This is a genomic window from Pseudarthrobacter sp. CC12 (genome assembly GCF_039907755.1).
GTDB classification, from domain to species: domain Bacteria; phylum Actinomycetota; class Actinomycetes; order Actinomycetales; family Micrococcaceae; genus Arthrobacter; species Arthrobacter niigatensis.
In genome coordinates this window covers 1-22,398 of record NZ_JARDJH010000027.1, presented here as the reverse complement: position 1 = coordinate 22,398, position 22,398 = coordinate 1, and the positions used below count along the sequence as shown (strand labels likewise).

Annotated in this window: 19 protein-coding genes; 12 read left to right on the top strand and 7 right to left on the bottom strand. The window is 67.4% G+C overall.

Translation table 11 applies throughout. The annotated features are described in order from the left end of the window. Positions 1-16 precede the first annotated feature (16 nt). The 3 genes from PV772_RS16690 (at position 17) to proC (ending at position 2,496) form a co-directional block, all read left to right on the top strand. Complete coding sequence (locus tag PV772_RS16690) at positions 17-436, top strand: SseB family protein (RefSeq protein WP_141159392.1); 420 nt, start codon at positions 17-19, stop codon at positions 434-436. Between the two features lie 7 nt (positions 437-443). Beyond that, on the top strand, positions 444-1,433 hold the full coding sequence (locus tag PV772_RS16685; RefSeq protein WP_141159393.1) for a Ppx/GppA phosphatase family protein: 990 nt from the start codon (positions 444-446) through the stop codon (positions 1,431-1,433). A gap of 229 nt (positions 1,434-1,662) precedes the next feature. Then, entirely contained in the window at positions 1,663-2,496 is an 834-nt protein-coding gene (gene proC, locus PV772_RS16680; protein ID WP_141159394.1) for a pyrroline-5-carboxylate reductase, read from the top strand. A 54-nt stretch (positions 2,497-2,550) separates the two neighbouring features. Here the strand turns inward: proC and PV772_RS16675 are convergent, their stop codons facing one another. Together PV772_RS16675 and PV772_RS16670 are read right to left on the bottom strand one after the other, a co-directional pair. Then, positions 2,551-3,237: a TrkA family potassium uptake protein gene (locus PV772_RS16675; protein ID WP_026265713.1), complete on the bottom strand. Its 687-nt coding sequence runs from the start codon at positions 3,235-3,237 to the stop codon at positions 2,551-2,553. Further along, complete coding sequence (locus PV772_RS16670) at positions 3,230-4,663, bottom strand: potassium transporter TrkG (protein WP_141159395.1); 1,434 nt, start codon at positions 4,661-4,663, stop codon at positions 3,230-3,232. Before PV772_RS16670 ends, PV772_RS16675 begins: the two co-directional genes overlap by 8 nt. A 104-nt stretch (positions 4,664-4,767) precedes the next feature. Between PV772_RS16670 and PV772_RS16665 the strand changes: the two genes are divergently transcribed. Next, complete coding sequence (locus PV772_RS16665) at positions 4,768-5,979, top strand: acetoin utilization protein AcuC (protein WP_347886873.1); 1,212 nt, start codon at positions 4,768-4,770, stop codon at positions 5,977-5,979. Between the two features lie 69 nt (positions 5,980-6,048). Further along, on the top strand, positions 6,049-6,660 hold the full coding sequence (locus PV772_RS16660; RefSeq protein WP_347886872.1) for a metalloregulator ArsR/SmtB family transcription factor: 612 nt from the start codon (positions 6,049-6,051) through the stop codon (positions 6,658-6,660). 3 nt (positions 6,661-6,663) lie between these two features. Here the strand turns inward: PV772_RS16660 and PV772_RS16655 are convergent, their stop codons facing one another. Then, entirely contained in the window at positions 6,664-8,001 is a 1,338-nt protein-coding gene (locus tag PV772_RS16655; RefSeq protein ID WP_347886871.1) for an alpha-hydroxy acid oxidase, read from the bottom strand. 66 nt (positions 8,002-8,067) lie between these two features. Between PV772_RS16655 and PV772_RS16650 the strand changes: the two genes are divergently transcribed. Continuing rightward, positions 8,068-8,760 (top strand): FCD domain-containing protein, encoded by a 693-nt coding sequence (locus PV772_RS16650; protein WP_307359672.1) that lies wholly within the window; start codon positions 8,068-8,070, stop codon positions 8,758-8,760. Between the two features lie 25 nt (positions 8,761-8,785). On the opposite strand, the gene PV772_RS16645 is transcribed toward PV772_RS16650, so the two are convergent. Next, positions 8,786-9,820, bottom strand: coding sequence for a LacI family DNA-binding transcriptional regulator (locus tag PV772_RS16645; RefSeq protein ID WP_141159399.1), 1,035 nt, complete (start codon positions 9,818-9,820; stop codon positions 8,786-8,788). A 356-nt stretch (positions 9,821-10,176) separates the two neighbouring features. Here PV772_RS16645 and PV772_RS16640 point away from each other — a divergent pair, with 356 nt between their 5' ends. From PV772_RS16640 to PV772_RS16620, 5 genes are read left to right on the top strand one after another with little or no spacing between them, the layout of a single operon-like run. Continuing rightward, positions 10,177-11,592 carry a Gfo/Idh/MocA family oxidoreductase gene (locus PV772_RS16640; RefSeq protein ID WP_347886870.1) on the top strand — a complete coding sequence of 472 codons (1,416 nt, stop codon included), beginning with the start codon at positions 10,177-10,179 and terminating at the stop codon, positions 11,590-11,592. A gap of 8 nt (positions 11,593-11,600) precedes the next feature. Then, positions 11,601-12,566: an NAD(P)-dependent oxidoreductase gene (locus tag PV772_RS16635; protein ID WP_347886869.1), complete on the top strand. Its 966-nt coding sequence runs from the start codon at positions 11,601-11,603 to the stop codon at positions 12,564-12,566. Further along, the gene (locus tag PV772_RS16630; RefSeq protein WP_307359664.1) at positions 12,563-13,468 is read left to right on the top strand and encodes a 5-dehydro-4-deoxyglucarate dehydratase; all 906 of its coding nucleotides are present in this window, start codon (positions 12,563-12,565) and stop codon (positions 13,466-13,468) included. The genes PV772_RS16635 and PV772_RS16630 overlap by 4 nt, the downstream gene beginning before the upstream one ends. After that, positions 13,468-14,571, top strand: coding sequence for a mandelate racemase/muconate lactonizing enzyme family protein (locus tag PV772_RS16625; RefSeq protein WP_347886868.1), 1,104 nt, complete (start codon positions 13,468-13,470; stop codon positions 14,569-14,571). Before PV772_RS16630 ends, PV772_RS16625 begins: the two co-directional genes overlap by 1 nt. A 30-nt stretch (positions 14,572-14,601) precedes the next feature. Continuing rightward, on the top strand, positions 14,602-16,053 hold the full coding sequence (locus PV772_RS16620; RefSeq protein ID WP_347886867.1) for an aldehyde dehydrogenase (NADP(+)): 1,452 nt from the start codon (positions 14,602-14,604) through the stop codon (positions 16,051-16,053). Positions 16,054-16,306: 253 nt separating this feature from the next. Here PV772_RS16620 and PV772_RS16615 read toward each other — a convergent pair whose 3' ends face one another. From PV772_RS16615 to PV772_RS16605, 3 genes are read right to left on the bottom strand one after another with little or no spacing between them, the layout of a single operon-like run. Continuing rightward, positions 16,307-17,422: a M24 family metallopeptidase gene (locus tag PV772_RS16615; RefSeq protein ID WP_347886866.1), complete on the bottom strand. Its 1,116-nt coding sequence runs from the start codon at positions 17,420-17,422 to the stop codon at positions 16,307-16,309. Further along, positions 17,419-19,470, bottom strand: a complete 2,052-nt coding sequence (locus PV772_RS16610; protein ID WP_347886865.1) for a DUF6807 family protein — start codon at positions 19,468-19,470, stop codon at positions 17,419-17,421. The genes PV772_RS16615 and PV772_RS16610 overlap by 4 nt, the downstream gene beginning before the upstream one ends. Continuing rightward, on the bottom strand, positions 19,467-20,621 hold the full coding sequence (locus PV772_RS16605; RefSeq protein ID WP_347886864.1) for an acetylxylan esterase: 1,155 nt from the start codon (positions 20,619-20,621) through the stop codon (positions 19,467-19,469). The genes PV772_RS16610 and PV772_RS16605 overlap by 4 nt, the downstream gene beginning before the upstream one ends. 432 nt (positions 20,622-21,053) lie before the next feature. On the opposite strand from PV772_RS16605, the gene PV772_RS16600 reads away from it, so the two are divergent. Then, entirely contained in the window at positions 21,054-22,325 is a 1,272-nt protein-coding gene (locus tag PV772_RS16600; RefSeq protein ID WP_347886888.1) for an extracellular solute-binding protein, read from the top strand. The last annotated feature ends 73 nt before the right edge of the window (positions 22,326-22,398 follow it).

Genomic DNA, 22,398 nt, shown 5'->3' with positions numbered 1-22,398 from the left:
GTGATCGGCTAGGGGAATGACTGAACAGCCCGCGCACACGGACCTCCAGCCGCTCAACGACCTCGAGGAGAAGCTCGCCACCGGTGGCCAGCCGGACGCAGACCCTGTGGACGTCATCCTGTCGTTCCTCAACAGCGAGGTCTACATCATCAGCTCGGACACGGTGGAGGGCGTGGACTCCCAGGTGGAGCCCCTGGTTCTTGCCAATGCCGACGGCGACCCCGTCCTGGCCGTCTTCTCGCACCCCAGCAGGGTGGACCAGCAGTACTTGGAAGCCGCTCCCAACGTCCTGGGCACGCAGGGCGCCGCCATCATCGCCAACATCGGCGATGAGCTGGGCATGGTGATCAACCCGGGCGCGGCCTACGGTTTCGAGATCAACCCCGAGGGTGTTGCCAACATCAGGCGCGACTTCAAGCGCGCTGACGAGCAATAATGTCCCCATGCGTCTAGGCGTCCTCGATATCGGGTCCAACACTGTCCACCTGCTCCTGGTGGATGCCCACCCGGGCGCGCAGCCGGTCCCGTTCGCTTCCCATAAGCGGCCGCTGTCGCTGGTCCAATACCTTGAGCCGGACGGCAGCATCAGCGACCAAGGCCAGCAGGAGCTCACGGACTTCGTGCTGGAAGCCTGGGAATTCGCTGCCCGGCACAAGGCCGAGGACCTCCTGGCTTTCTGTACCTCCGCGATCCGGGAGGCCGCCAACGGCCCGGCCGTCCTGGCCAGGGTCAAGCACGAGACCACGGTGACCCTGCAGGAATTGAGCGGCAGCGAAGAGGCGTCCATGACGTTCTTCGCGGTCAGGCGCTGGCATGGGTGGGGCGCCGGGCCCATCCTGAACCTGGACATCGGCGGCGGCTCCTTCGAAATGGCGTTCGGCCAGGACGAACTTCCCGAGGTGGCGACTTCCGTGCCGCTGGGTGCCAGCCGGCTCACCCGGGACTGGCTTCCCGAGGACCCGCCGACCGCGAAGAGCGTCAAGGATCTGCGGCGCTACATCCGGGCCACGCTCAAGCCTGCCGTCCGTGAATTTGACGGCCTGGGCCGGGCAAACGTGGTGGCCGGCACCTCCAAGACTTTCCGGTCGCTGGCCAGGATCGCGGGTGCTGCGCCCAGTGCCGAGGGTCCTTACGTCAAGAGGGAACTGCACGCCTCGGACCTGGGAATCTGGACGCAGCGGATCTCGGCGATGAGTTCGGAAGACCGCCTGCACCTTCCCGGAGTATCCGAGGCCAGGGCCCGCCAGGTCCTTGCGGGCGCTTTGGTGGCCGAGGCCGCCTTGGAGATGTTCAAGTTCAAGAAGCTCCGCATCTGCCCGTGGGCGCTGCGTGAAGGGCTGATCCTGCGGCGCCTTGACCAACTGGTCTTCGACGGACCCTTGGAGCCGGCACCCCACGTGGCAGGCTCCCGAACCGTGGAAGCCACTGTCTAGCCCTTTGACGAAGGGGTGCCAGTTAAATGCGGAAGCACCGGGGCCGGCTACAGGAAAATGGGGGAAAACCTGTTGCCGTGCCACCGGTGCCCTGGCAGACATCCCCATGCCTGCCGCATCACTCGCACCCTCAATGAGGTAATAACTACGTTAGGACCCCAAGTTGTGTGCTGCCTGCGCTGAGGATGGGAGTTGCCTGTGAATGCCTGCGGACTGTAATGATGGAGGCATGAGCAACCGAATCGCATTCCTTGGCTGTGGATCCATGAACGAAGCCATACTTGGCGGCCTGCTGGAGGCAGGGAAGGACCCGGGGGATGTGGTGGCCACCGTCCGCCGCGCGGAGCGCGCCTCGGAACTCGCCCAGCGCTACCAAGGGATCACCGCCATTGCCGGTGAGGAAGAACCCGACAACAACAGGCAGGCCGCCAAGGGGTCTGCGGTGGTCATCCTCGGCGTCAAGCCGGTGGGCATCGCGGACCTGGCGAGGGAAATCAGCCCCGCCCTGTCACCGGAAACCGTGGTGGTCAGCGTGGCCGCGGCCGTGTCCATCGCCCAGCTGGAGGCCGCACTCCCCGCGGGGCAGCCGGTGATCCGGACCATGCCCAACACGCCCGCCAAGCTGGGCCGCGGCGTCGTGTCCGTCTCGCCCGGCACGCACTGCAGCCCCGAACAGCTCCAAATGGTCAAAGACCTCCTGCAGGGTGCCGGAACTGTCGTGGAAGTCCCCGAAGAGCAGGTGGACGCGCTCTCGGCCATCAGCGGCTCCGGTCCCGCCTACGCCTTCTACCTGGCCGAGGCCATGGCCTCCGCAGGGGAGGAACTGGGCCTGGACCGCGAGCTTTCTCTCCTGCTGGCCCGCGAAACCGTGGCCGGTGCCGGCCTCATGCTGGCCGAACCCGGCGCCGACCCTGCAGCCCTGCGCAAGGCCGTCACGAGCCCCAACGGCACCACTGAACGCGCCATCGCCACGTTTGACGAACAGGGCATCCCGGCCATCATCGCCGCCGGCGCACGCGCGGCAGCTGACCGGGCCGCCGAAATCACCAGACAGCTCGGCTAGCGGCGGTTGGGCCGGTCGAAATCCGGTTTCGACAGGCCCAACCACCGTGGGACTTTATGGCCGGGCGGCGAACCGCTCCAGCAGGTCCACGTGGCCGGAAACGATCAGCATGTCCCGCGAAGACACCTTGGTCTCGGGCCGGGCGTACGTAAAGTCTTCACCAGGGGACTTCACCCCCACAATGGTCACCCCGTACTTGGAGCGGACCTTTGACTCGTCCAGGGTGAAGCCCACGGTTTCGCGTGGCGGGTACATCTTCACGATGGCGAAGTCGTCGTCGAACTCGATGAAGTCCAGCATCCGGCCGGACACCAGGTGTGCGGCGCGAACTCCGGCGTCGGCCTCGGGGTAGATGACGTGGTTGGCGCCGATCCGGGTCAGGATCTTGCCATGTGACGGGGTGATCGCCTTGACCCAGAGGTGCTCGATGCCCAGGTCGACGAGGTTGACCGTGATCAGTACCGAGGACTCGATGGAGGTTCCCACGCCCACGACGGCGGAGCTGAACTCCTGGGCGCCCAGTTGGCGGAGTGCATCAATGTTGGTGGCGTCGGCCTCCACCACGTGGGTCAGGAGGGGCGCCCATTTCTGCACCAGGTTCCGGTCCCGTTCGATGGCGAGCACTTCCCGGCCCTGCTTGACCAGCTGCTCCGCGGTGGATGATCCAAAGCGGCCCAGCCCGATCACCAGGACCGGAGCGTTGTGGGCGGGGCGCCGGGGGGCGTCTGTGGAACTAGCCAATGATCGGCCTCTCTTCGGGGTAGTGGTACAGCTGGCTGCGCTGGCGCAGGGCAAGTGCCGCGGCGAGGGTTACGGTGCCCACGCGGCCGGCGAACATGAGGGCTGTGAGGACGTAGACTCCCTCGGGCGGCACCTCGGCGCTGAGCCCGGTGCTCAGGCCAACGGTGGCGAAGGCCGAAATCGTCTCGAACAGCACCCGGTCCAGTGTTGCGCCGCTGAACTGCAGGAGCAGGAAGGCGGAGACGGAAACCAGGGTGGCGCCGGCAACGATCACGGAGATGGCCACCCGCATGGTGCCTTGCGGAATGGTCCGGCCGTACACCTTCACGTCGGCATCGCCGCGGGCCTCGGCAACGATGGCCAGGAACATCACGGCGATGGTGGTCACCTTGATGCCGCCCGCCGTCGACGCCGACCCGCCGCCGGCGAACATCAGCGCGTCGGTCAGGAGCTTGGTGGTGGATTCCATGTGGTTCTGGTCCACCAGGTTGAACCCGCCTGAACGCGTCATGACCGAGGCAAACAGGGAGTGGGTGATCTTGTCACCGAGGCCCATCGGTCCGATGGTCCGGGCGTTGTCCCACTCCATCAGGGCCCACAGGAACGTGCCCGCGGCGAGCAGGATAAGTGAGACCTGGATGGTGAGCTTGGTGTGGAGGTTCCATTTCTTCCAGTTCAGCCCGTTCTGCTGCAGCACCATCACCACGGGAAAGCCCAGGCTGCCCAGGAAGACGCCCACCATCAGGGGGATGAGGATCCACAGGTCCGTTTCGTAGGGCACGATGCCGTCCGAATGGGGGGTGAAGCCGGCGTTGTTGAACGATGAAATGGCGTAGAAGATGCCGTGCCAGACAGACTGCCAGAACGGCTCGCCCAAAGTAAGGAAGCGCGGGATCAATGCCAGCGCCAGGATGCCTTCGATCACCACTGAAGTGGTGATGACGATCCGCAGCAGGGTGCCCACTTCGCCCAGGCGGCCTGCGTTGTTCATGGATTCCGCGGCGATGATCTTCCCGCGCACGCCCAGCCGCTTGCTCACCATGAGGGCGAGCAGCGAGGCGAGGGTCAAGGTGCCCAAGCCGCCGATGAAGATGCCCACCAGGATTACCAGCTGGCCGAAGAAGGACCAGTGGGCCGCCGTCGATACCACCGTGAGTCCCGTGACGCAGACCGCCGAGACCGCCGTAAACAACGCCTGGTGGATGGGGGTGGGGGTTCCGTCGGCGGCAGAGACCGGCAGGGTGAGCAGGAAAGTAAAAAGTGTGCAGACGGCGGCGAACGCAGTCAGTGCCAGCCGCGCGGGGGACGTATTGGCAATGTCGTCAATGAAGTCGCGCAGCCGGGTGAAGATCCAGAGGCCCTCCCGGTCCTGCGCCGGGGGGTGCCAGGGGGCCGGCGTCCGGGGCCTCGACTGGCTTTGCGTCATGTGTGGCTTTTCCTCGGTTGAAACGGCTTCCTTCAGTAGTAAACCACTAAAGCCGGCGTCATGACCGGGCCGGCGGCGGCACAGGCTCGGGTAGCCTGTGATTGATGACATACTTGCCCGGACTCCGCCAGCCCGCGCCGCCAACGATGGTGGCGTGGAGTCCTGACATGACAGCCTACAACTTCGGCCCCGGCCACCCCATGGCACCGGAGCGCATGGACCTTACCGCGCGCCTCTCACGCAGCCTCGGGCTCTTCGACCTGGACCACGTTGACCTGGCAGCTCCGGAGGTGGCATCCGACGCAGAGCTGGAGTCCGTCCACTCGGCCGACTATGTGGCAGCAGTCCGCCGGGTCAGCGCGGACCCCACCCGCCCCGACGAATCACGAGGGCTGGGAACCGAGGATGATCCCGCGTTCGCCGGCATGCACGAGGCCGCAGCCCGCCTGGCCGGCGGCTCGCTGCTGGCAGCCCAGCGCCTGCTGGAAGGATCGGCCGTGCATGCTGTGAACTTCGGCGGCGGTATGCACCACGCGGCCCGGGAGCGCGCCAGCGGATTCTGCATCTACAACGACGCCGCCCTTGCCGTGCAAAAGCTGCTTGACGGCGGCGTGGGCAAGGTGGCCTACATCGACGTCGACGCCCACCACGGGGACGGTACCCAGAACATCTTCTGGGACGATCCGCGGGTCCTCACGATCTCGCTGCATGAGACGGGGCTGACCCTTTTCCCCGGGACCGGCTTCGCCAACGAGACCGGCGGTCCGGCTGCCGAGGGGACGGCCGTAAACGTCGCCCTGCCGGCCGGTACCTCAGACGCCGGCTGGCTCCGCGCCTTCTACGCCGTGGTGCCCCAGCTTGTGGGGGCCTTCGAACCGGGGGTGATCGTCAGCCAGCACGGATGCGATTCGCACCGCAACGACCCCCTCACGCACCTCAACCTCAGCGTTGACGGGCAACGCGAGGCGGCCAGCGCCGTCGGGAATCTGGCCGAGCGCTATTGCGGCGGCCGCTGGATCGCCACCGGCGGCGGAGGCTACAACGTGCTGGACGTGGTGCCGAGGGCCTGGAGCCACCTGGTGGCCATCGCGGCCGGACGTCCCGTGCCGCTCCGGACTCCCGTGCCGGGGGATTGGCGGGAGTACGTGATGGAGAAGTTCGGCAGGGAGGCGCCCACCCTCATGGGGGACGACGTGGAGCTCTGGTGGCGTTCCTGGGAAGTGGGATTCGACCCCAACGACGCCGTGGACCGCACCGTCATGGCCACCCGCAAGGCAGTGTTCCCGCTGCACGGGCTGGACCCCTGGTTCGACTAGTCCGGCCGAAACCGTGTGCCGCCGAAATAGTGGATGCCTTTAGACGTATATGTCGCTAGGGTGGGAGGCATGGTGACAGACGACGTATTTGCCGTCATAGCGGAATCCACCCGGCGGGACATCCTGGTGGCGCTTCGGGCAGGCGACAAAGCCGTGGGGGAACTGGTGGAGGAACTGGCGGCGAGCCAGCCCACCATTTCCAAGCACCTGAAAGTCCTCCGTGAAGCACAGTTGGTCAGCATGCGCGCGCAGGGACAGAAGCGCTACTACGCCCTGAACCGGGGCCCTTTGGAGGGCATCGCCAGCTGGCTTGAGACGTTCGACGTCGGCAGCGGCGGCAGCGCCGCAGCCTCGCCGGACGGGCCGGTCCGGGTGGGCGCCGACCAGCCGGTCCCGGCCCACCTGCAGGAAAGCGTCGCCGCAGCGGCCGCCCCACCGCCGCAGGCCCCCCGGGCTGCCGGGCCTTCGCAGCCGGCCCGGGAGGACATTCCTGCGCCCGTCCTGGTGAGGGAAGGCGCGGGGCTGAGCCCCGCCGTCGTCATTCCCGGCGGTACGGCCGCCCCGTTGAGCGACGACACCGTGCCGCAGCAAATCGGACGGACCGTTGGCCGCGCCGCCACCAAGGCAGCCGACCTGCTGGCCAACCTCCCAAACCTGCCGAAATTCGGGCGCAAGAAGTAGGACCTACCGGGGCAGCAGCCGCACGTGGTCCGGGGTGAGCTCGGAAATCCGGCTGACACCCAGCAGCGCCATGGTGCGGGCCATATCCTTCTCGAGGATCTGCAGGGTCCTGTCCACGCCCGCGCGTCCGCCTGCCATCAGCCCGTAGAGGTAGGCGCGGCCAATCAGCGTAAAGTCGGCGCCCAGTGCCAGTGCAGCCACGATGTCCGCGCCGCTCATGATGCCGGTGTCCAGCATGATGGCGGCGTCACTGTTGTCAGCGGTGAAGGCCTGCCTGACCTCCGGGAGCAGGTGGAACGGGATGGGGGCCCGGTCCAGCTGGCGGCCGCCGTGGTTGGACAGGACCACGCCGTCGGCGCCGTGGTCCACCACCTTGCGGGCGTCCTCGACGGTCTGGATGCCCTTGACTACCAGCTTGCCCTTCCAGGTTTCGCGCAGCCAGTCCAGGTCCCCGAACGTGAGGGTGGGATCAAACATGGAGTTGATCAGGTCGGCCACCGTGCCGGTGTAGCGGGACAGCGAGGCGAAGGTCAGGGGCTCGTGGGTGAGGAAGTTGAACCACCAGGCGGGCCGGTAGGAGGCGTCCAGCACGGTTTTGAGGGTCAGCGCCGGCGGGATGGTCATGCCGTTCCGGACGTCGCGGAGGCGGGCACCCGCCACGGCGGTGTCCACGGTGACCATGAGGGTGTCGTTGCCGGCTTTGGCGGCGCGCTCAATGAGTTCCAGCGAGCGGTCCCGGTCTGTCCACAGGTACAGCTGGAACCAGTTCCTGCCGTTCGGGGCGGCCTGGGCCACATCCTCGATGGAGGCGGTGCCCATGGTGGACAGGGTGTAGGGGATGCCTGCGGCTTCGGCGGCCTGCGATCCGGCGTACTCGCCCTCGGACTGCATCATCCGGGTGAAGCCGGTGGGGGCGATGCCGACGGGGAGCCGGGACGGCTTGCCCAGGATCTCAGTGCTGAGGTCGATGCTGGAGACGTTCCGCAGGATGCCGGGCCGGAACTCGATGTCCAGGAATGCCTGGCGGGCGCGGCGGAGGGTGATCTCCTCTTCCGCGGCCCCGTCCGTGTAGTCAAAGGGTGCCTTGGGGGTGCGGCGTTTGGCGATGTCGCGGAGCTCCCAGATGGTGCTGGCCCGCTGCAGCCGGGCAGCCCTGCTGAACTCCGGCTTCTTGAACTGCATCAGGGGCGCCAGGTCCGAGTACTTGGGGACGCGCCGCTTCAGGGCGGCAGGCAGAGCGGACGACGACGGAGCCCTGGCGGGTGCCGGCGCTGCGGGAATGTCCGTGGCATCCGGCGCCGGGGTGGCTTCCGGATTATTGGGCTTGATGGTGTGGGTCATGGCTCCTCCTATGGTCCAACCACACTCTAGGGCATGTGGTCCAACCACATCAAGTACCATTGGCCTATGCGCACCCACCAGTTGGTCCTGCACTGGATCGAGGACAGGCTCTCAGCCGGCGACCTGGCGGTCGGCGGCAGGCTCCCGGCGGAGCGCACCTTGGCCGAACAGCTCCAGGTCTCCCGGACTTCGGTACGTGAGGCCATCCGGATCCTCGAAGCCATGGGCGTAGTGCGGTCCGGTGTCGGTTCCGGTCCGGACGCCGGGACGGTCGTGATCTCTGATCCTGCCGCCGCCCTTGGCTCGGCCCTTCGGCTCCATGTGGCCACCCAGCACCTGCCGGTGGCAGACATCGTGGAAACCCGGGTCCTCCTGGAGTCATGGGCTGCCGCCCAGGCACGCCGGGATGCGCCGGAGCTGGAAGAGGCGGCCACGCTCCTGGCGGCGATGGATGCGCCCGAAGGCCTGTCCGTGGATGATTTCCTGGCCCTTGATGTCCGGTTCCATTTGGCCCTGGCCCACGCGGCCGGCAATGCGGTGGTCAGCGCCATGATGGGATCGCTGCGCGAATCCATCCAGGGGTACGCGGCCCGACTGACCGGAAACCTGCCGGACTGGAACGCCACAGCCTCGCGCCTGCGCACCGAGCACCATGCCATCCTCGCCGCGGTCAAGGAGGGCGATGGGAGCCGGGCAGCCCGGCTGGTGGCCGACCATATCGAGGGGTTCTACAAAGAGGCCGGGCTGGGCGCGGGATAATCCTGGGCGCAGCGTAATGAAAGGCTTAGCCGTGGACCGTGCTGCGGGGCGCCTTGGCGGGGCCCGTGCTGGCCCGGACTTCGAGCCGCGGCTGGTAGTGGCCGCCGGGGGTGCCGGTTGCCTCGTTGCGGATCAACGCCCGGAGCTGCTGCCAGGCCTGCTCTCCCAGTTCGGTGATGGGGACCGCGCCGGTGGTGAGGGCCGGCGTCGTATACCTGGCAAAGGGAATGTCATCGAAGCCCGTTACCGAGATGTCGCCGGGGACGTCCAGCCCGCGTTCGTGGAGGCCGCTCATCAGGCCCATGGCCACCAGGTCGTTGAAGGCAAGGATTCCGGTGGCCCCGCTTGCCAGGACGGCATCCACTGCCCCATGGCCGGTGTCGAAGTCCGAGCCACCGTCCAGCATGGTCACCTCCACCTCGGGGTGGGCGGCCTTGAACGTTTCCAGGCCTTGGAGGCGCATCTCATTGGAGGCGCTGCGGGGCGGGCCCGCAAGGAAGGCCAGGCGGGTGTGGCCCAGCTCCACAAGGTGCCCCGCGATGTCCTGGACGCCCTGGCCGTAGTCCACCACCAGGCTGGGTACGTTCGGCGTGGAGGTGGTGCGGTTGATCAGCACCAGCGGGTGCAGCGAGGGTGCGATCTCCTCCAGTTCCGCATCGGTCATGCGTGGAGCGCACAGGACCAGTCCGTCACAGCGCCTGCGCGCCTCGCCTGCGAGGATGGACTCCTCGCTGGACACTTCGAATGAATCCGCGATAAGCACGCGGTAACCGTCCTGGGCGGCTGCCCGGCTTAGGCCGCGGAGGATCGCCTGGAAGGTGGGGTTGGCCAGGTCCGGCACCACAATCCCTATGGTGTCCGTCTTGCCGAGGGCCAGGCTCCGGCCCACGGGATTGGGCTGGTATTTCAGTTCGGCGGCGGCTGCACGGACCCTGGCGGCAATGTCCGGGTCCACGGTGAAGTTGCCGTTCATGACACGCGAGACCGTGGCATGGGAAACCCCCGCCTTGGCTGCGACATCAGCGATGCCGATCCGGCCGCTTGCCGATTTCCTGGCCATGGGAACCCTTCGTTCGCGCCATCCGCCGGGGCTGCCGCGACCAGATGGTGTCCGGGCGGCCGGCCGCGATGGCAACCTGCTTTGAATGACAGCATATATGGGGGCAGGAAAGCGATTTCTATGCTTTTCCCAGCCATGTTCCCCGCCCGGCGGCCGGGGACCTGAGCCGGCTGGGAAGAAAGCGCTTTCCTCCAGTACCGGAAATGGTTGACGGATGCCTCGCCGGGTTGGTACAACTTTTATAGACAACCGAGAAAACGCTTTCTCACCTGCTTTCCAATCGGGGCAGCAGAGTGCCGCCGCCAAACCACAGGCGCCGTTCCCACGGCCGTAAATGAGCTTTCGAAAGGGACCCCATGGTCAACACAGCCGAGACGACGTCGGCCGCAGCTGCCGCGCAGGCCACTGCCAAGGACGGCGGGAAGACCCGCATCGCCCTGATCGGCACGGGCGGCCGTTCCGAGATGTACATCCGTGCCATCTACGGCAAGCACGCGGACACCGCCGAACTGGTGGCCTTCTCGGACGTGAACCCTGGTCGCGTGGAGTTCTACCAGAAGCTCATCCAGCAACTGGGCGCGCCGGGACCGGTGGCGTCCTTTGATCCCGCGGACCTGACAGCGTTCATCCAAGCCAACGGCATCGGCCGGATCATCGTCACCACACCCGATTACACCCACGCCGACTACATCGTGGAGGGGCTCCGGGCCGGTGCGGACGTCGTCGTCGAAAAGCCCTTGACCATTGACGCCGAAAGCTGCCGCCGCATTGTCGAGGCCGTCCACGAGACCGGACGGAACGTGGTGGTCACCTTCAACTACCGCTACTCGCCGCGCAACAGCGCGCTCAAGGAAATCATCAAGAGCGGCGTGATCGGCAAGGTCACCTCGGTTGACTTCAGCTGGGTCCTGGATACCGTCCACGGCGCGGACTACTTCCGGCGGTGGCACCGGGATAAGAAGAACTCCGGTGGCCTCCTCATCCACAAGGCCTCCCACCACTTCGACCTGGTCAACTGGTGGATCGACGACGTCCCGGAGCGGGTCTTCGCCTCCGGCGGCCTGAAGTTCTATGGCGACCAGAACGCCGCCGAACGCGGGTTGGGCCCCCGTCCCGAGCGCGGAACGCCCGACGCCGATGCCCCCGCCGGCCCGAAGGACCCGTTCACGCTGGACCTGAGGGAGGACGAGCGGCTCAAGGCGCTCTTCCTGGACAACGAACACTACGACGGCTACCGCCGCGACCAGGATGTCTTCACCGCGGGCATCACCATTGAGGACAACCTGGCGCTGGTGGTGGAGTACCAGGGCGGGCCGCGCCTGAGCTATTCGTTGAACGCGCACAGCCCGTGGGAGGGCTACCGGGTAGCGGTCAACGGCACCGAGGGCCGGGCCGAGCTTGAAGTGGTGGAACGGGCTGCCGTCGTGCACAGCGCCGACCGGAAAACCGTCGTGGACCCTTCCGCAACCCCGGTGAAGGAAGAGGACGCCGTCCGCCGCAACGGTGAGCGGCTGGTGGTCCAGCGCCACTGGGAGGCCGCGTACGAGGTGCCGATCGTCAACGGTGAAGGCGGCCACGGCGGCGGTGACGAACTCCTGCTCTCAGACCTCTTCAACGGCCCGGGCGAGGACCCGCTGGGCCGTCCCTCCGGATACCTGGACGGGCTGCGCTCGGTGTCCGTGGGTATTGCCGGCAACCGGTCCCTGGAAACGTCCTTGCCCGTGCGCGTCCAGGATTTGGACCTCGGCGTCGACCTTCGCCGCGGCAGGTAGGGGACACCATGAGCAGGATCCTTGTCACCGGCGGCTCCGGCCGCCTGGGACGCAGCGTGGTGGCGGGCCTCGCCCAGGCCGGCCACCACATCACCTCCGTGGACCGCGAGGCCGTGCCCACAGGACTGCTGCCGCCCGGCGTCGTGCAGGAAACCACGGACCTCCTGGCTCCTGGAGAGGCGCTGCGCCTCCTCCGGGAGGCAAAGCCCGACGCCGTCATCCACCTTGCGGCGATTGCGGTGCCGTTCAGTGCGCCGGAGGACGTCATTTTCGCCACAAACACCCGGCTCGCCTTCGCCGTGATCAGCGCGGCGACGGAGGTGGGGGTGCCCAAAATCATTACCGCCAGCAGCCCCACCGTGCTCGGTTACGGCTCGCCCGCGGGCTGGCTTCCGCCGTCGTTCCCGCTCGATGAACGGACGCCGCCGAAGCCCTGGAACGCCTACGCGCTGTCCAAGCTCATCGCGGAGCAGACCATGCAGATGTTCGCCACAGCCCAGGGGGACAGGACCCGTTATGCCGCGTTCCGCCCCTGCTTCGTCATCTCCCCGGAAGAATGGGAAGGCGCCCCGACGCAGCAGGGCCACACCCTCGCCGAACGGCTCGCCGACCCCGCCCTCTCTGCACCGGCGCTGTTCAACTATGTCGATGCGCGGGATGTAGCGGACTTCCTGGACCTGCTGCTCCAAAAGATGGACGAGATTCCCAACGGGGAAACCTTCTTCGTCGGAGCCGCGGACGCATTGGCAACCGCGCCGCTTGCGGAGCTCATGCCCCGGTTCCTGCCAGGCAGCGAAGCCCTGAGTGCAGGCCTGACCGGAACCAGTCCCGCCTTCTCCATCGCCAAGGCAGAGGAACTCCTGGGCTGGCAGCCGCGGCGCAGCTGGCGCACCGAACTCACGTCCCGACACACCCTCAACGACGAGGCTTCCGCGCTGGTTACTGCCAGCGGCGGGAGCAAGGAGACACCATGAAATTCGACGGCGTACTGTTCTTTCCCGTCACCCCGTTCACGGCCGAAGGCGCCGTTGACGTGGAACTGCTCAAGGAGCACATCGCTTCCCGGCTGCCCTTCGGCCCCGGCGGCGTCTTTCCTGCCTGCGGCACCGGCGAATTCCACGCCCTCAGCATCGATGAGGTCCGCACCGTGGTGGCGGCCGCCGTCGAGGTTGTGGCCGGGAAGGTCCCCGTGGTGGCCGGGGCCGGTGGACCGCTGGGCCACGCCCTCGCCGCCGCCCGCGCCGCGGAGGAAGCCGGCGCCGACGCCCTGCTGGTGCTGCCGCCCTACCTGGTGACCGGCCCCACCGACGGCCTGGTGGCCTACATCGAGGCTGTCGCCGGTGCCAGCAGCCTGCCGGTCATTGTCTACCACCGCGGGAACGCCAAGTTCACCGCTGCGTCCATGGCGAAGCTGGCCGCGAACCCCAAGGTCATTGGCTTCAAGGACGGGCTGGGAGATGTTGGCCTGGCCCAGGAAATCGTGACTGCTGTCAAGGCAACGGGCCGGACGGACTTCGCGTTCTTCAACGGACTCCTCACGGCTGAACTGACCCAGGGCGCCTACCGCGGCCTGGGCATCCCGCTGTACTCCTCCGCGGCGTTCGCCATGGCCCCGGAAATTGCGAAGGCCTACTACGATGCCTATGAGTCCGGGGATGAGGACCGCCGCAACGCCCTGCTCGAAGGGTTCTATGCACCCCTGGTGCGCCTGCGCGACCAGACTCCGGGGTTCGGGGTGTCGCTGGTCAAGGCCGGGCTGCGGCTGGGTGGACTGCCGGTCGGGTCGGTACGCCCGCCGCTGGTGGATCCCACGGAGGACCAACTACTGGAGCTTAAGGCCATCCTCGCCAAGGGCTACGAGCTGGCCGGGCATTGATGAGCGCCCCGGCGGCCGCGGCCACGCGCAGCACCCCACGCATCACAGGCCTGTCCACCCGGCTCCTGACCGTCCCACTCCGCCGGCACTGGGGTGTGGAGGCGCCGGAGAACCACGTGATCGTCACGGAGCTTCACACGGACGACGGCGGTGCGGGGCACGGTTTCTCCTGGACGCCAACCATCGGACCGCAGGCGGTCAAGGCGCTGCTGGACTATGACATCGCGCCCTTTGTCAGCGGCCTGCCGGCGAACCCCGAAGCTGTCTGGGACACCCTGTGGAAACGACTGCATGAAGCGGGCGGCGGAGGGTTAACCACCATTGCGATGGCCGGGGTGGACCTTGCCCTGTGGGACCTGCAGGCACGCCGCGCGGGGACGTCCGTCACCGGCCTCCTGGGCCAGCGGCAGGAGTCAGCCGAGGTCTACGGCTCCGGCGTGAACCTGCACTACACCCTGGAGGAGCTGGTGGCACAGACCGAACGCTGGGTTGCGGCCGGCCACCAGGCAGTGAAGATCAAGGTAGGCAAACCGAACCTCCGCGAGGACCGCGAACGCGTGGCAGCAGTGCGGTCAGTCCTGGGGCCGGACCGCAGGCTCATGATCGACGCCAACCAGCGCTGGGACCTGCCCACCACCCTGCGCGCTCTGGAGGTCCTGGCCGAATTCGGGCTGGACTGGCTGGAGGAACCCCTCCGCGCGGACGATCTGTGGGCCTACCGAAGGCTGCGCAAGCATTCACCGGTGCCCATCGCCCTCGGCGAAAATCTGCACACCATCTACCGGTTCCGCGACTTCATCGAGGCGGAGGCGGTGGACATCATCCAGCCCAACATCATCCGGGTTGGCGGCATTACCCCGTTCCGGCGGATCGTGGAGCTCGCCCGTACCCACAGCATCAAGGTCATGCCGCACCTGCTGCCGGAACTCTCCGGCCAGCTGGCGCTGACGCTGGCGGAGCCCACCCTGGTGGAGGACGTCGAGGAGGCGTCGTTCGAACAGCTGGGGATCCTGGACGCGCCGGCGCCCGTGCGGTTCAGTAACAGCCGGGTGACCCTCACGGACCAGCCCGGACTGGGGTTCCGCTTCCGGGACGCTTTGTAGCCAAGAATTCCAAAAGAACAGGTACCTCACGTGACAACAGCAACACTTTCCCTGTCCGAACTCACCGCTGCCGCCACGGCGGCAGCCAGGATCTCCGCGGCCGCATCTGATGCAGAGCGTGCGGGATGGCTTAACGCGGTGGCCGACGCGCTGGATGCCAACGCCGCCGAACTGGTGGAGATCGCCGATGCCGAGACCAGCCTGGGCGTCCCACGCCTGACGGGGGAGGTTGCGCGCACCACCGGCCAGCTGCGGCTGTTCGCGGGCGTCATCACCGAGGGCTCCTACCTCGAAGCGATCATCGACCACGCGGACCCCTCAGCCGCCCCGCCCAAGCCCGACCTGCGCCGCATCCTCCGGCCCATCGGCCCCGTCGCGGTGTTCTCGGCCTCGAATTTTCCCTTTGCCTTCTCCGTGGCCGGGGGCGACACCGCCTCGGCGCTCGCCGTCGGCTGTTCCGTGATCGTCAAGGCGCACTCGGGCCACCTCCGCCTTTCGGAACGGACCGCCGCCATCGTCGCGGAGGCCCTGCGCGGGGCGGGTGCACCGGAAGGCCTGTTCGCGCTGGTCAGCGGCCGGGAGGTGGGCACGGCACTGGTGCAGGATCCCGCCATCAAGGCCGTGGGCTTCACCGGGTCCATTCCCGGCGGCCGTGCCCTGTTCGACCTCGCCACCTCCCGTCCGGACCCCATCCCGTTCTATGGGGAGCTGGGCAGCCTGAACCCCGTGGTCATCACGGCGGCCGCGCTGCGGGAGCGCTCCGTGGAACTCGTCGCGGGACTGGCAGGATCCTTCACCCTTGGTGCCGGCCAGTTCTGCACCAAGCCAGGCCTGGTGTTCATCCCCGCCGGAACGTCCTTCGCGGCAGGCGTGGCGGAGGCCAGCAAGGACAAGGCCGCCCATGCCATGCTTACCAGGCGCATTGCGGAGGCGTACCCGGACGGGCTGCGCAGCTTTGCCTCCGTGGACGGGGTGGACGTGGTGGGCGGCACCGTAGACCAGGACGCAGCCGCCAACGGTGCGGCCCCGGTGGTTTTCGCCACCACCGCCGCCAAGGTGCTGGACAATCCGGGACAATTGCTCGAAGAGTGCTTCGGCCCCACCACCATCCTCATCGAGTACGCGGACCAGGACGAGCTGTCCGCAGTGCTGGCCACGGTCCCGGGAAGCCTGACGGCCACGCTCCACGCCCAGCCCGGCGAGGACATTGCCGGGCTGGTGGAGCAGCTGTCCGGGCTCGCAGGACGTGTACTGTTCGACGGTTGGCCCACGGGTGTCGCCGTCAACTGGGCCCAGCAGCACGGCGGTCCGTACCCGGCCACCACGTCGCTCTTCACCTCGGTGGGCGCGACGGCGGTCCGCAGGTTCCAGCGCCCCGTGGCCTACCAGGACGCCCCGGCAGCCGTCTTGCACCCGGCATTGCATGACGGCAACCCGCTGCACATCCCGCGCCGCGTGGACGGGGAGCTGGTGCTTCCGTAACACGCTCGGTCACCGAATACGGGACGAGTACAAATGCTCCCGCAGACCGCCATGACTGTGCGCGCGTTGTAGGGGTGCGAGGCTCCTGGCGACGCGCAAATTTTCCTCCGACGCGCAGATTCCCGGACGCGCCCAAATATGGGGTGCGTTAGGGTACGCGCGGGTCGACAGTGAATTTGCGCGTCGAGAGCGGGCGTCAGACGGAGAAAACCCCGGAGCCGTTCGGCTCCGGGGTACTTGCCTGCGACCTTTGTTACAGCTGCAGCGTCACCGGCCGGTCCAGCCCGTTCACGGTGGCCACCGGCCAGCGGGGGTCCACGGTAAGGACCTGCAGTCCGGACGCCGTGAGTTGCACCGTATCCTCGATCTTGACCCCGGGACCCGACGGGTTCCAGGTGAAGGCCTGGTTTAGGATCACCGTGTCCGTCGCGGCGGACGTCGCCCGGGGGTCCCGGCCCGCGTAACCGGCAGGGCCGCCCTGATGGTGCTGCTCCCATTGGTCCGCCCCGAAACCATGGCGGACGTAGGCGGCCTGGATCCCGGCGAAGATCCTGTCCAGCCGTGCGCCGGGAACCGTAGCGTCGAAGATGTCTGCCTCAACTGCCGCGATGCGGGCCTCGGCGTCGCGCTCTTCCGGGGTGCCGGCGTCGAACCTGATCCAGCGGGTGATGTTGGCAATGAGGCCGTCGCGGCGGGCGCAGGCCACCGCCATGGCACGCCTGCCGAGAGGGGAATGCGTTGCCAGCGGGTGGCGGAAGGTGCTGCGGGAGCTGCCGTTGCAGAGGAGTACCAGGGGCTCCGCACCGGCCGCCACCACGCGCCCGGCAAGCGCTGAAGCGAGCTCGAATTCCGTGGTGTCCGGCCGGGCGGCGGACAGGACGTCCGTCATGATGCCTGCCAGCTCCGCGCCCAGGTGGGAGTAGCGGGCGCTCTCCGCGGGGAGGAGCTGCTGCCGGGCGGCGCGCAGTTGTACGGCAGCGTCCGCCTCCGCCAGCGGTGGAGCGGTGGAACTGCCGACGGCGGCCGCAGCCTGGTGCAGGTCCCCGTACCAGGGGACGGTGTGCAGGTTAACACCGGCTGGCAGCTCTTCGGCAGCAATCCGGGCGGCTTCGTTGTTGAACGTCACCAGATGGTCGCCATCGCGGTCCACCAGGAGGGCGGCGATGGGATCACCGGCCAGGCTGATGTGCACCCGGCTGCCGTCCAGGTACCAGGAGAGGGCCGTTGTGGTGGTCAGGAGCAAGGAGTCTCGGCCCGCGGCATCCAGGATGTCCAGCACCCGGCGCCGCTTGATGGCGCGGTCTGCCGGCGCGCCTGGAGCCACACGCGGCTCCCGCCGGAGAGCGGCAGTGGTTGTTGTTTGGCTCATGACGGGTCTCCCTGCTGGTGGATCAATGTTTCGACGTCGGGCGTGGCCAGGATTCCGTCGGCCACAAAAGCGGTGATGCTGCGCCGCACTGGGCTGCCTGGCCGGGCAATCACAGGTGAGTCCCAGGCCAGGGACTGCCCCACGCCGGGGTAGCCGTCCACCCGCACGAACCACGGGTCCGCAGCATCGTTGGGGGCGACGAACACCAAGGTGGCCGGGCCGCCGTCGAACGTTCCCGCCCAGGCGATCCAGCGCGCGACGCTGCCGTGCGTTGCCGGCTCGCCGCTTCCTGCCGGCGTCCAGACCGTGGCGCCTTCGCATGCGGGCAGGCGCCAGAAGAACCCGCCGTATCCGCCCCCGAACCGGCCGTTGGATCCCGGGCTGCCAAGGCTGACAGGCTTGTTTCCGGCGGGGGAGAGGGCGAAGTCCAGGGACAGGCGCCAGATGGCGGGCGCGACGCCGGACCACGCCCAGGTGCGTTCCTCCAGGAGGATGGGTGCGCCGTCCGGGCCGTTCCAGCTCAAGGTCTCCTGCAGCCGTCCGGGCCGGCCTTCGCGCGCATCATGCTGCCCGGCGGTGGTGCCGGTGACCGTGATGGTGCCGTGGTCCGGGCGCCAGACGTATTGGCCGGCTTCGCGGGTGTAGGTGCGTCCGCCCCAGAAGTTCACGCCGTCCACATCCTGCAGGGCCACCCCGGCGCCCAGATGCCACACATGGTCCAGTGGCTGGTGGCCCGTGACCACGGTGCCGCCCAGGGTGCGGACCGGGTGCAGATAGGGGCGCGGGGACGAGACTGCACGGACATGGCTGCCGTCCTGGTACTCGGCTACGGGCCTGCCGTCCACGCTCAGCGTGTGGACTGGCGGAAGGTGGCGGGCCCAGGGGACGCCCAGTTCGGCGAAGGTAGCCTGCGCCTTGACGGCCCGCTGGATCAGGTCCGCTATGCCGCGAACCACGGGGTGGGCGTCGTCTCCCTCGCCTTCCCAGGCCAGGTGTTCGGCGCCTATCGGGGCCGGGTCCGGTGAAGTGCGGATGGCCTCCAGCACGGTGGTGAACGCACCGGTATCCTCCAACCCACACAGCAGCGGCACGCCGGTGGCGCGGGAGGCGAGCAGGTTCTCCAGCAGGTCGGTCCGGCCGTACGACTCCCGGCGCTCGCCGTCCGGGGTAGTGATGACCACCTCGTCTTTCGTGTAGGAAAGGGTAATGTCGCCCAGCGTTCCGTGCACGGTGACGGTGGGGTCGAGCTGATCAGGCGCGCAGAGCGTCAGGGCGCACAACAGCGTGGTTCCCGGCGCGGTGCGGACCCGGATGATGGAGGTGTCATCGCTTTCGGTGTCATTGGCCCGGTACAGGTCAGTTTCCACGGAGGCGACGTCGGCAGCAGTGTGCGCCCCGGCCAGATGCAGCCCGGTTGCAACGGCGTGGGCCAGCGCATTGGTTGCCACGCCATCCACCACGTCCGTGCCGTCCAGGTTGCGTTTTCCGGCCCAGCGCGACCGCTTGAAGTATGCCTTGGTCCGCAGCCACTGGCCGCTGGCGCTGATGCCCAAGACCGTACCGATGTTCCCTGCCTCCACCATCTCCCTGATGGCCGGCAAGGCGTGGGACCCCAGGCTCTGGAAGCCCACCTGGACCAGGCGGCCATTGCCGTTCGCGGCAGCAACGACCTGCTCGAACTGGGCCAGCGACGCCACCGGCGGCTTTTCGACGTAGACGTCCATTCCGGCTTCCAGCGCCGCGGCCGCCAGCGGGGCATGCGTCTGGATCGGGGTGGCAATAATGACGACGTCGGCGCCCGGCCGGGCGGCCAGCAGCGCGGCGAAATCGGGGAATACGGCGACCGACCCGGCGAGGGTGCCGGGGTGCGGCGGATTGGGATCGGCAACAGCTACCAGTTCCAGTGCGCCGGTTTTTTCAAGCCGGGCCAGGTTGGCGAGGTGATGTTCGCCGAAGCCATGTACGCCCACAAGGGCCACCCTCGGGACGGAGGCAGCAGCGCCCTGTTGGTGCGTCGGGTCCGCGGCGGTGGAATGCTGTGTGGTCATCGGGGTCCTTGGGGAGAGGTGGGGAGGGGTTGCGGGGCCAAGGCTTGCGCCAGGAAATGGAGGGCTTCGTCCTGCATGGCAGCAGTGAATACGTGGCCTCCGGGCCAAAAGCTGCCCGTGTACCTGCCGGTGCCGGCATGCATTGATTCCAGCAGTTGGTGCGCCTGGCGCATGCCGTCCTCGGGAAAGAGCTCATCGGCAAGGGCGTACTGCACCAGGAGCCGGGCCGCCGCCGACCTGCCGCTAAGCTCCGGCCAGTCGCCCAGTTTCCACAGGCCCGGAGTCTGAAGCAGCCACGAGTGTGCGTCCAGGTAGGCGGGGAAGAGGGATTCGAAGGTGGTCATCATGCATGCCACCACGGAGGCCCGGATCCGGGGGCTCAGGGCAGCCAGGGTGAGCGAGCGGCCCCCTCCGCCGGAGAATCCGATGCAGCCCAGCCGGTCCTGGTCCACGCCGGGCCGGGCGGCCAGGACTTCCAGGGCGGCGAGGTCGTCATGTGCCACCATGCCTGCCAGGCTGGTGCCCAGCAGCCCTGCCGCTTTGGCAATCGTGTCCTCGTGGAAGCCCGCGGCCGCGTTGTATTCGTCCGCGGCGGAAGGAGCGACGCCGTCCTCCCGCCATTGCGCGTGCTGCGCCGCCGCTGCCGCTGCAGTGCGCCATGGAGCTGAGGAGAGGTCGAAGCGGCGGCTGCCCCAGGTGAAGGTGTCATGGGCCAGGACGACGAAGCCCCTTCGGGCGGTGTCAGTAGCCAGGGCGCGGCCGTCGTAGTGCCCGGCACGGGCGGATGCGGCTGACGGATGGTTATCGGGAAGCTCCACCAGCCGGTCCGCGCCGCCGAACTTGTTGCCGCCGTGGCAGTGCAGTGCCAGGACGCCCGGCAGGGGACCTGGGTGCCCGGCAGGCCGCACCAGCCAGCCCGTGGTGCGGGGCCCAAAGCCCAACTGCCAGCTGAGCTGGGAGGTGGTGGCGCCGTCGTGCGTGCGTTCCCATTGCACCGTCACATCCGGCGGTGCCACCGGACCCGGTACACCCAGGGCGTCCGATAGTTCCTGAGCCGCCGCTGCCGACGCCCGGTGCCGTGGTTTGCTGCGCACGTAGGCCGGCCAGTCCTCGTAGCCGGCGATGGCGCTGGGCCTTGGTGTTGGGCTCATTGGCCGGCTCCTTCCTCGGAATGCGTATTCATGGACCGTGGCGCCGGCTGTCTACGGGAGGCATAACCACCAAGAAAACGGTTTCTCTCAACTTAACAAAGGGTTGTTGGTGCGTCAACAAGCGGTGTCTCCAGGCCGTGCGGCGCCCTGGGGGTCCAGGCCGAACGCGCTTAGTGACAAGGGGTCCGTCGCCTCAAGTCTTTCAACGCGCCCAGCATCTTGTTCTACAAGTTATAAGCTTGTATTATTAGTTATGGAAAGCGCTTTCACGCTTCGCCTTCCTTAGTTCAGCCCCCATCCCCGACAGATCAACGATGATCGGAGTTCACAGTGCCACGTTCACCCCGCCCCGCGGCGCCTGCACATCAGCCCCCAAGGGCTCCCGCACCAGGCGCGCCCCGCCGTCCCGGGAAGGGCCGGGTCCGATGGGCGATAGCGGTTGCTGCCGCGACGGCAGCCGTCCTGGCCCTCAGCGCCTGCGGCGGAGGAGCAGCACCGAAAAGCGCGGACGGCAAAGTGGAACTTCGCTTCACTTGGTGGGGAGGTGACAAACGGGCGCAGTTGACCCAGGCGGCCATCGCAGCGTTCGAGGCCGAAAATCCCAACATCACGGTCAAGCCGGAGTTCGGTGACTGGAGTGGCTACTGGGACAAACTCGCCACCCAGACGGCGGCCAACGATGCTCCCGACGTCATCCAGATGGACGAAAAGTACATTACCGAATACTCGAGCCGAGGCGCGCTCCTTGACCTCTCCAAGTACGGCATCGACACCTCAAAGCTTGACGAGGCGGCGCTGAATGCAGGCAGGAGCGATAAGGGGTTGACCGGTATTGCCGCTGGCATCAACGCGGCCACCATCCTGGCCAACCCCGCGGTCTTCCAGGCAGCCGGCGTACCACTGCCGAACGACTCCACGTGGACCTGGGAGGATTTTGGGCGCATCGCGGCCGACATTACTGCCAAGTCCCCGAAAGGTACGTACGGTTCGGCCGCCTACGGAACCGACGAGGCCTCCCTGGGTGTGTGGCTTCGACAGAACGGAAAGTCGCTCTACACCCCTGATGGCAAGCTGGGCTTCGAACCGGCCGACATCGCCGGCTGGTGGGCATTCCTGAAGCAGTTGAGCCAAAACAAGGCCGTACCGCCTGCTGCCGAAGTGGTGGAGGCTGATGCCGCGCCGCTGGACCAGAGCGGCCTGGCAACCGGAAAGAACGCGATGGCCTTCTGGTGGTCCAACCAGGCTCCGGCGCTGGAAAAGGCCTCCGGCGGCGACCTGAAGATCCTGCGCTTCCCCTCCAAAGCCGGTGCCGCCGATGAGGCGAAGCTTTGGTATAAGGCCTCGCAGTTCTGGTCCGCCTCCTCACGCACCAAACACCCGCAGGAAGCGGCAAAGTTCATCGATTTCCTCACCAACAATGTGAAGGCCGGCGAGGCACTCCTGGCGGACCGCGGCGTTTATCCTAACTCGGATGTCCGTGCAGCCATCGCGCCCAAGCTGACTCCGGCCGATACCAAGGTGGTCAAGTTCATCGACGAGATCAAGGATGAACTGGGAGAGGCTCCGGCCCCGCCGCCCAAGGGTGCAGGTGCCATCCAGGGGATCATCAAGCGGTACACCTCAGAGGTCCTCTTTGAACGCTTGTCCACGGACGAGGCCGGCAAGAAGGCCACTGACGAAATGAAAACAACCATCCGCAGCTAGGTGTACTGAGTCAGGACGTTGGTTACGTCGTGAATAGGTGAAGACCTCTTAGGTTGGTGGTTACCACACACAG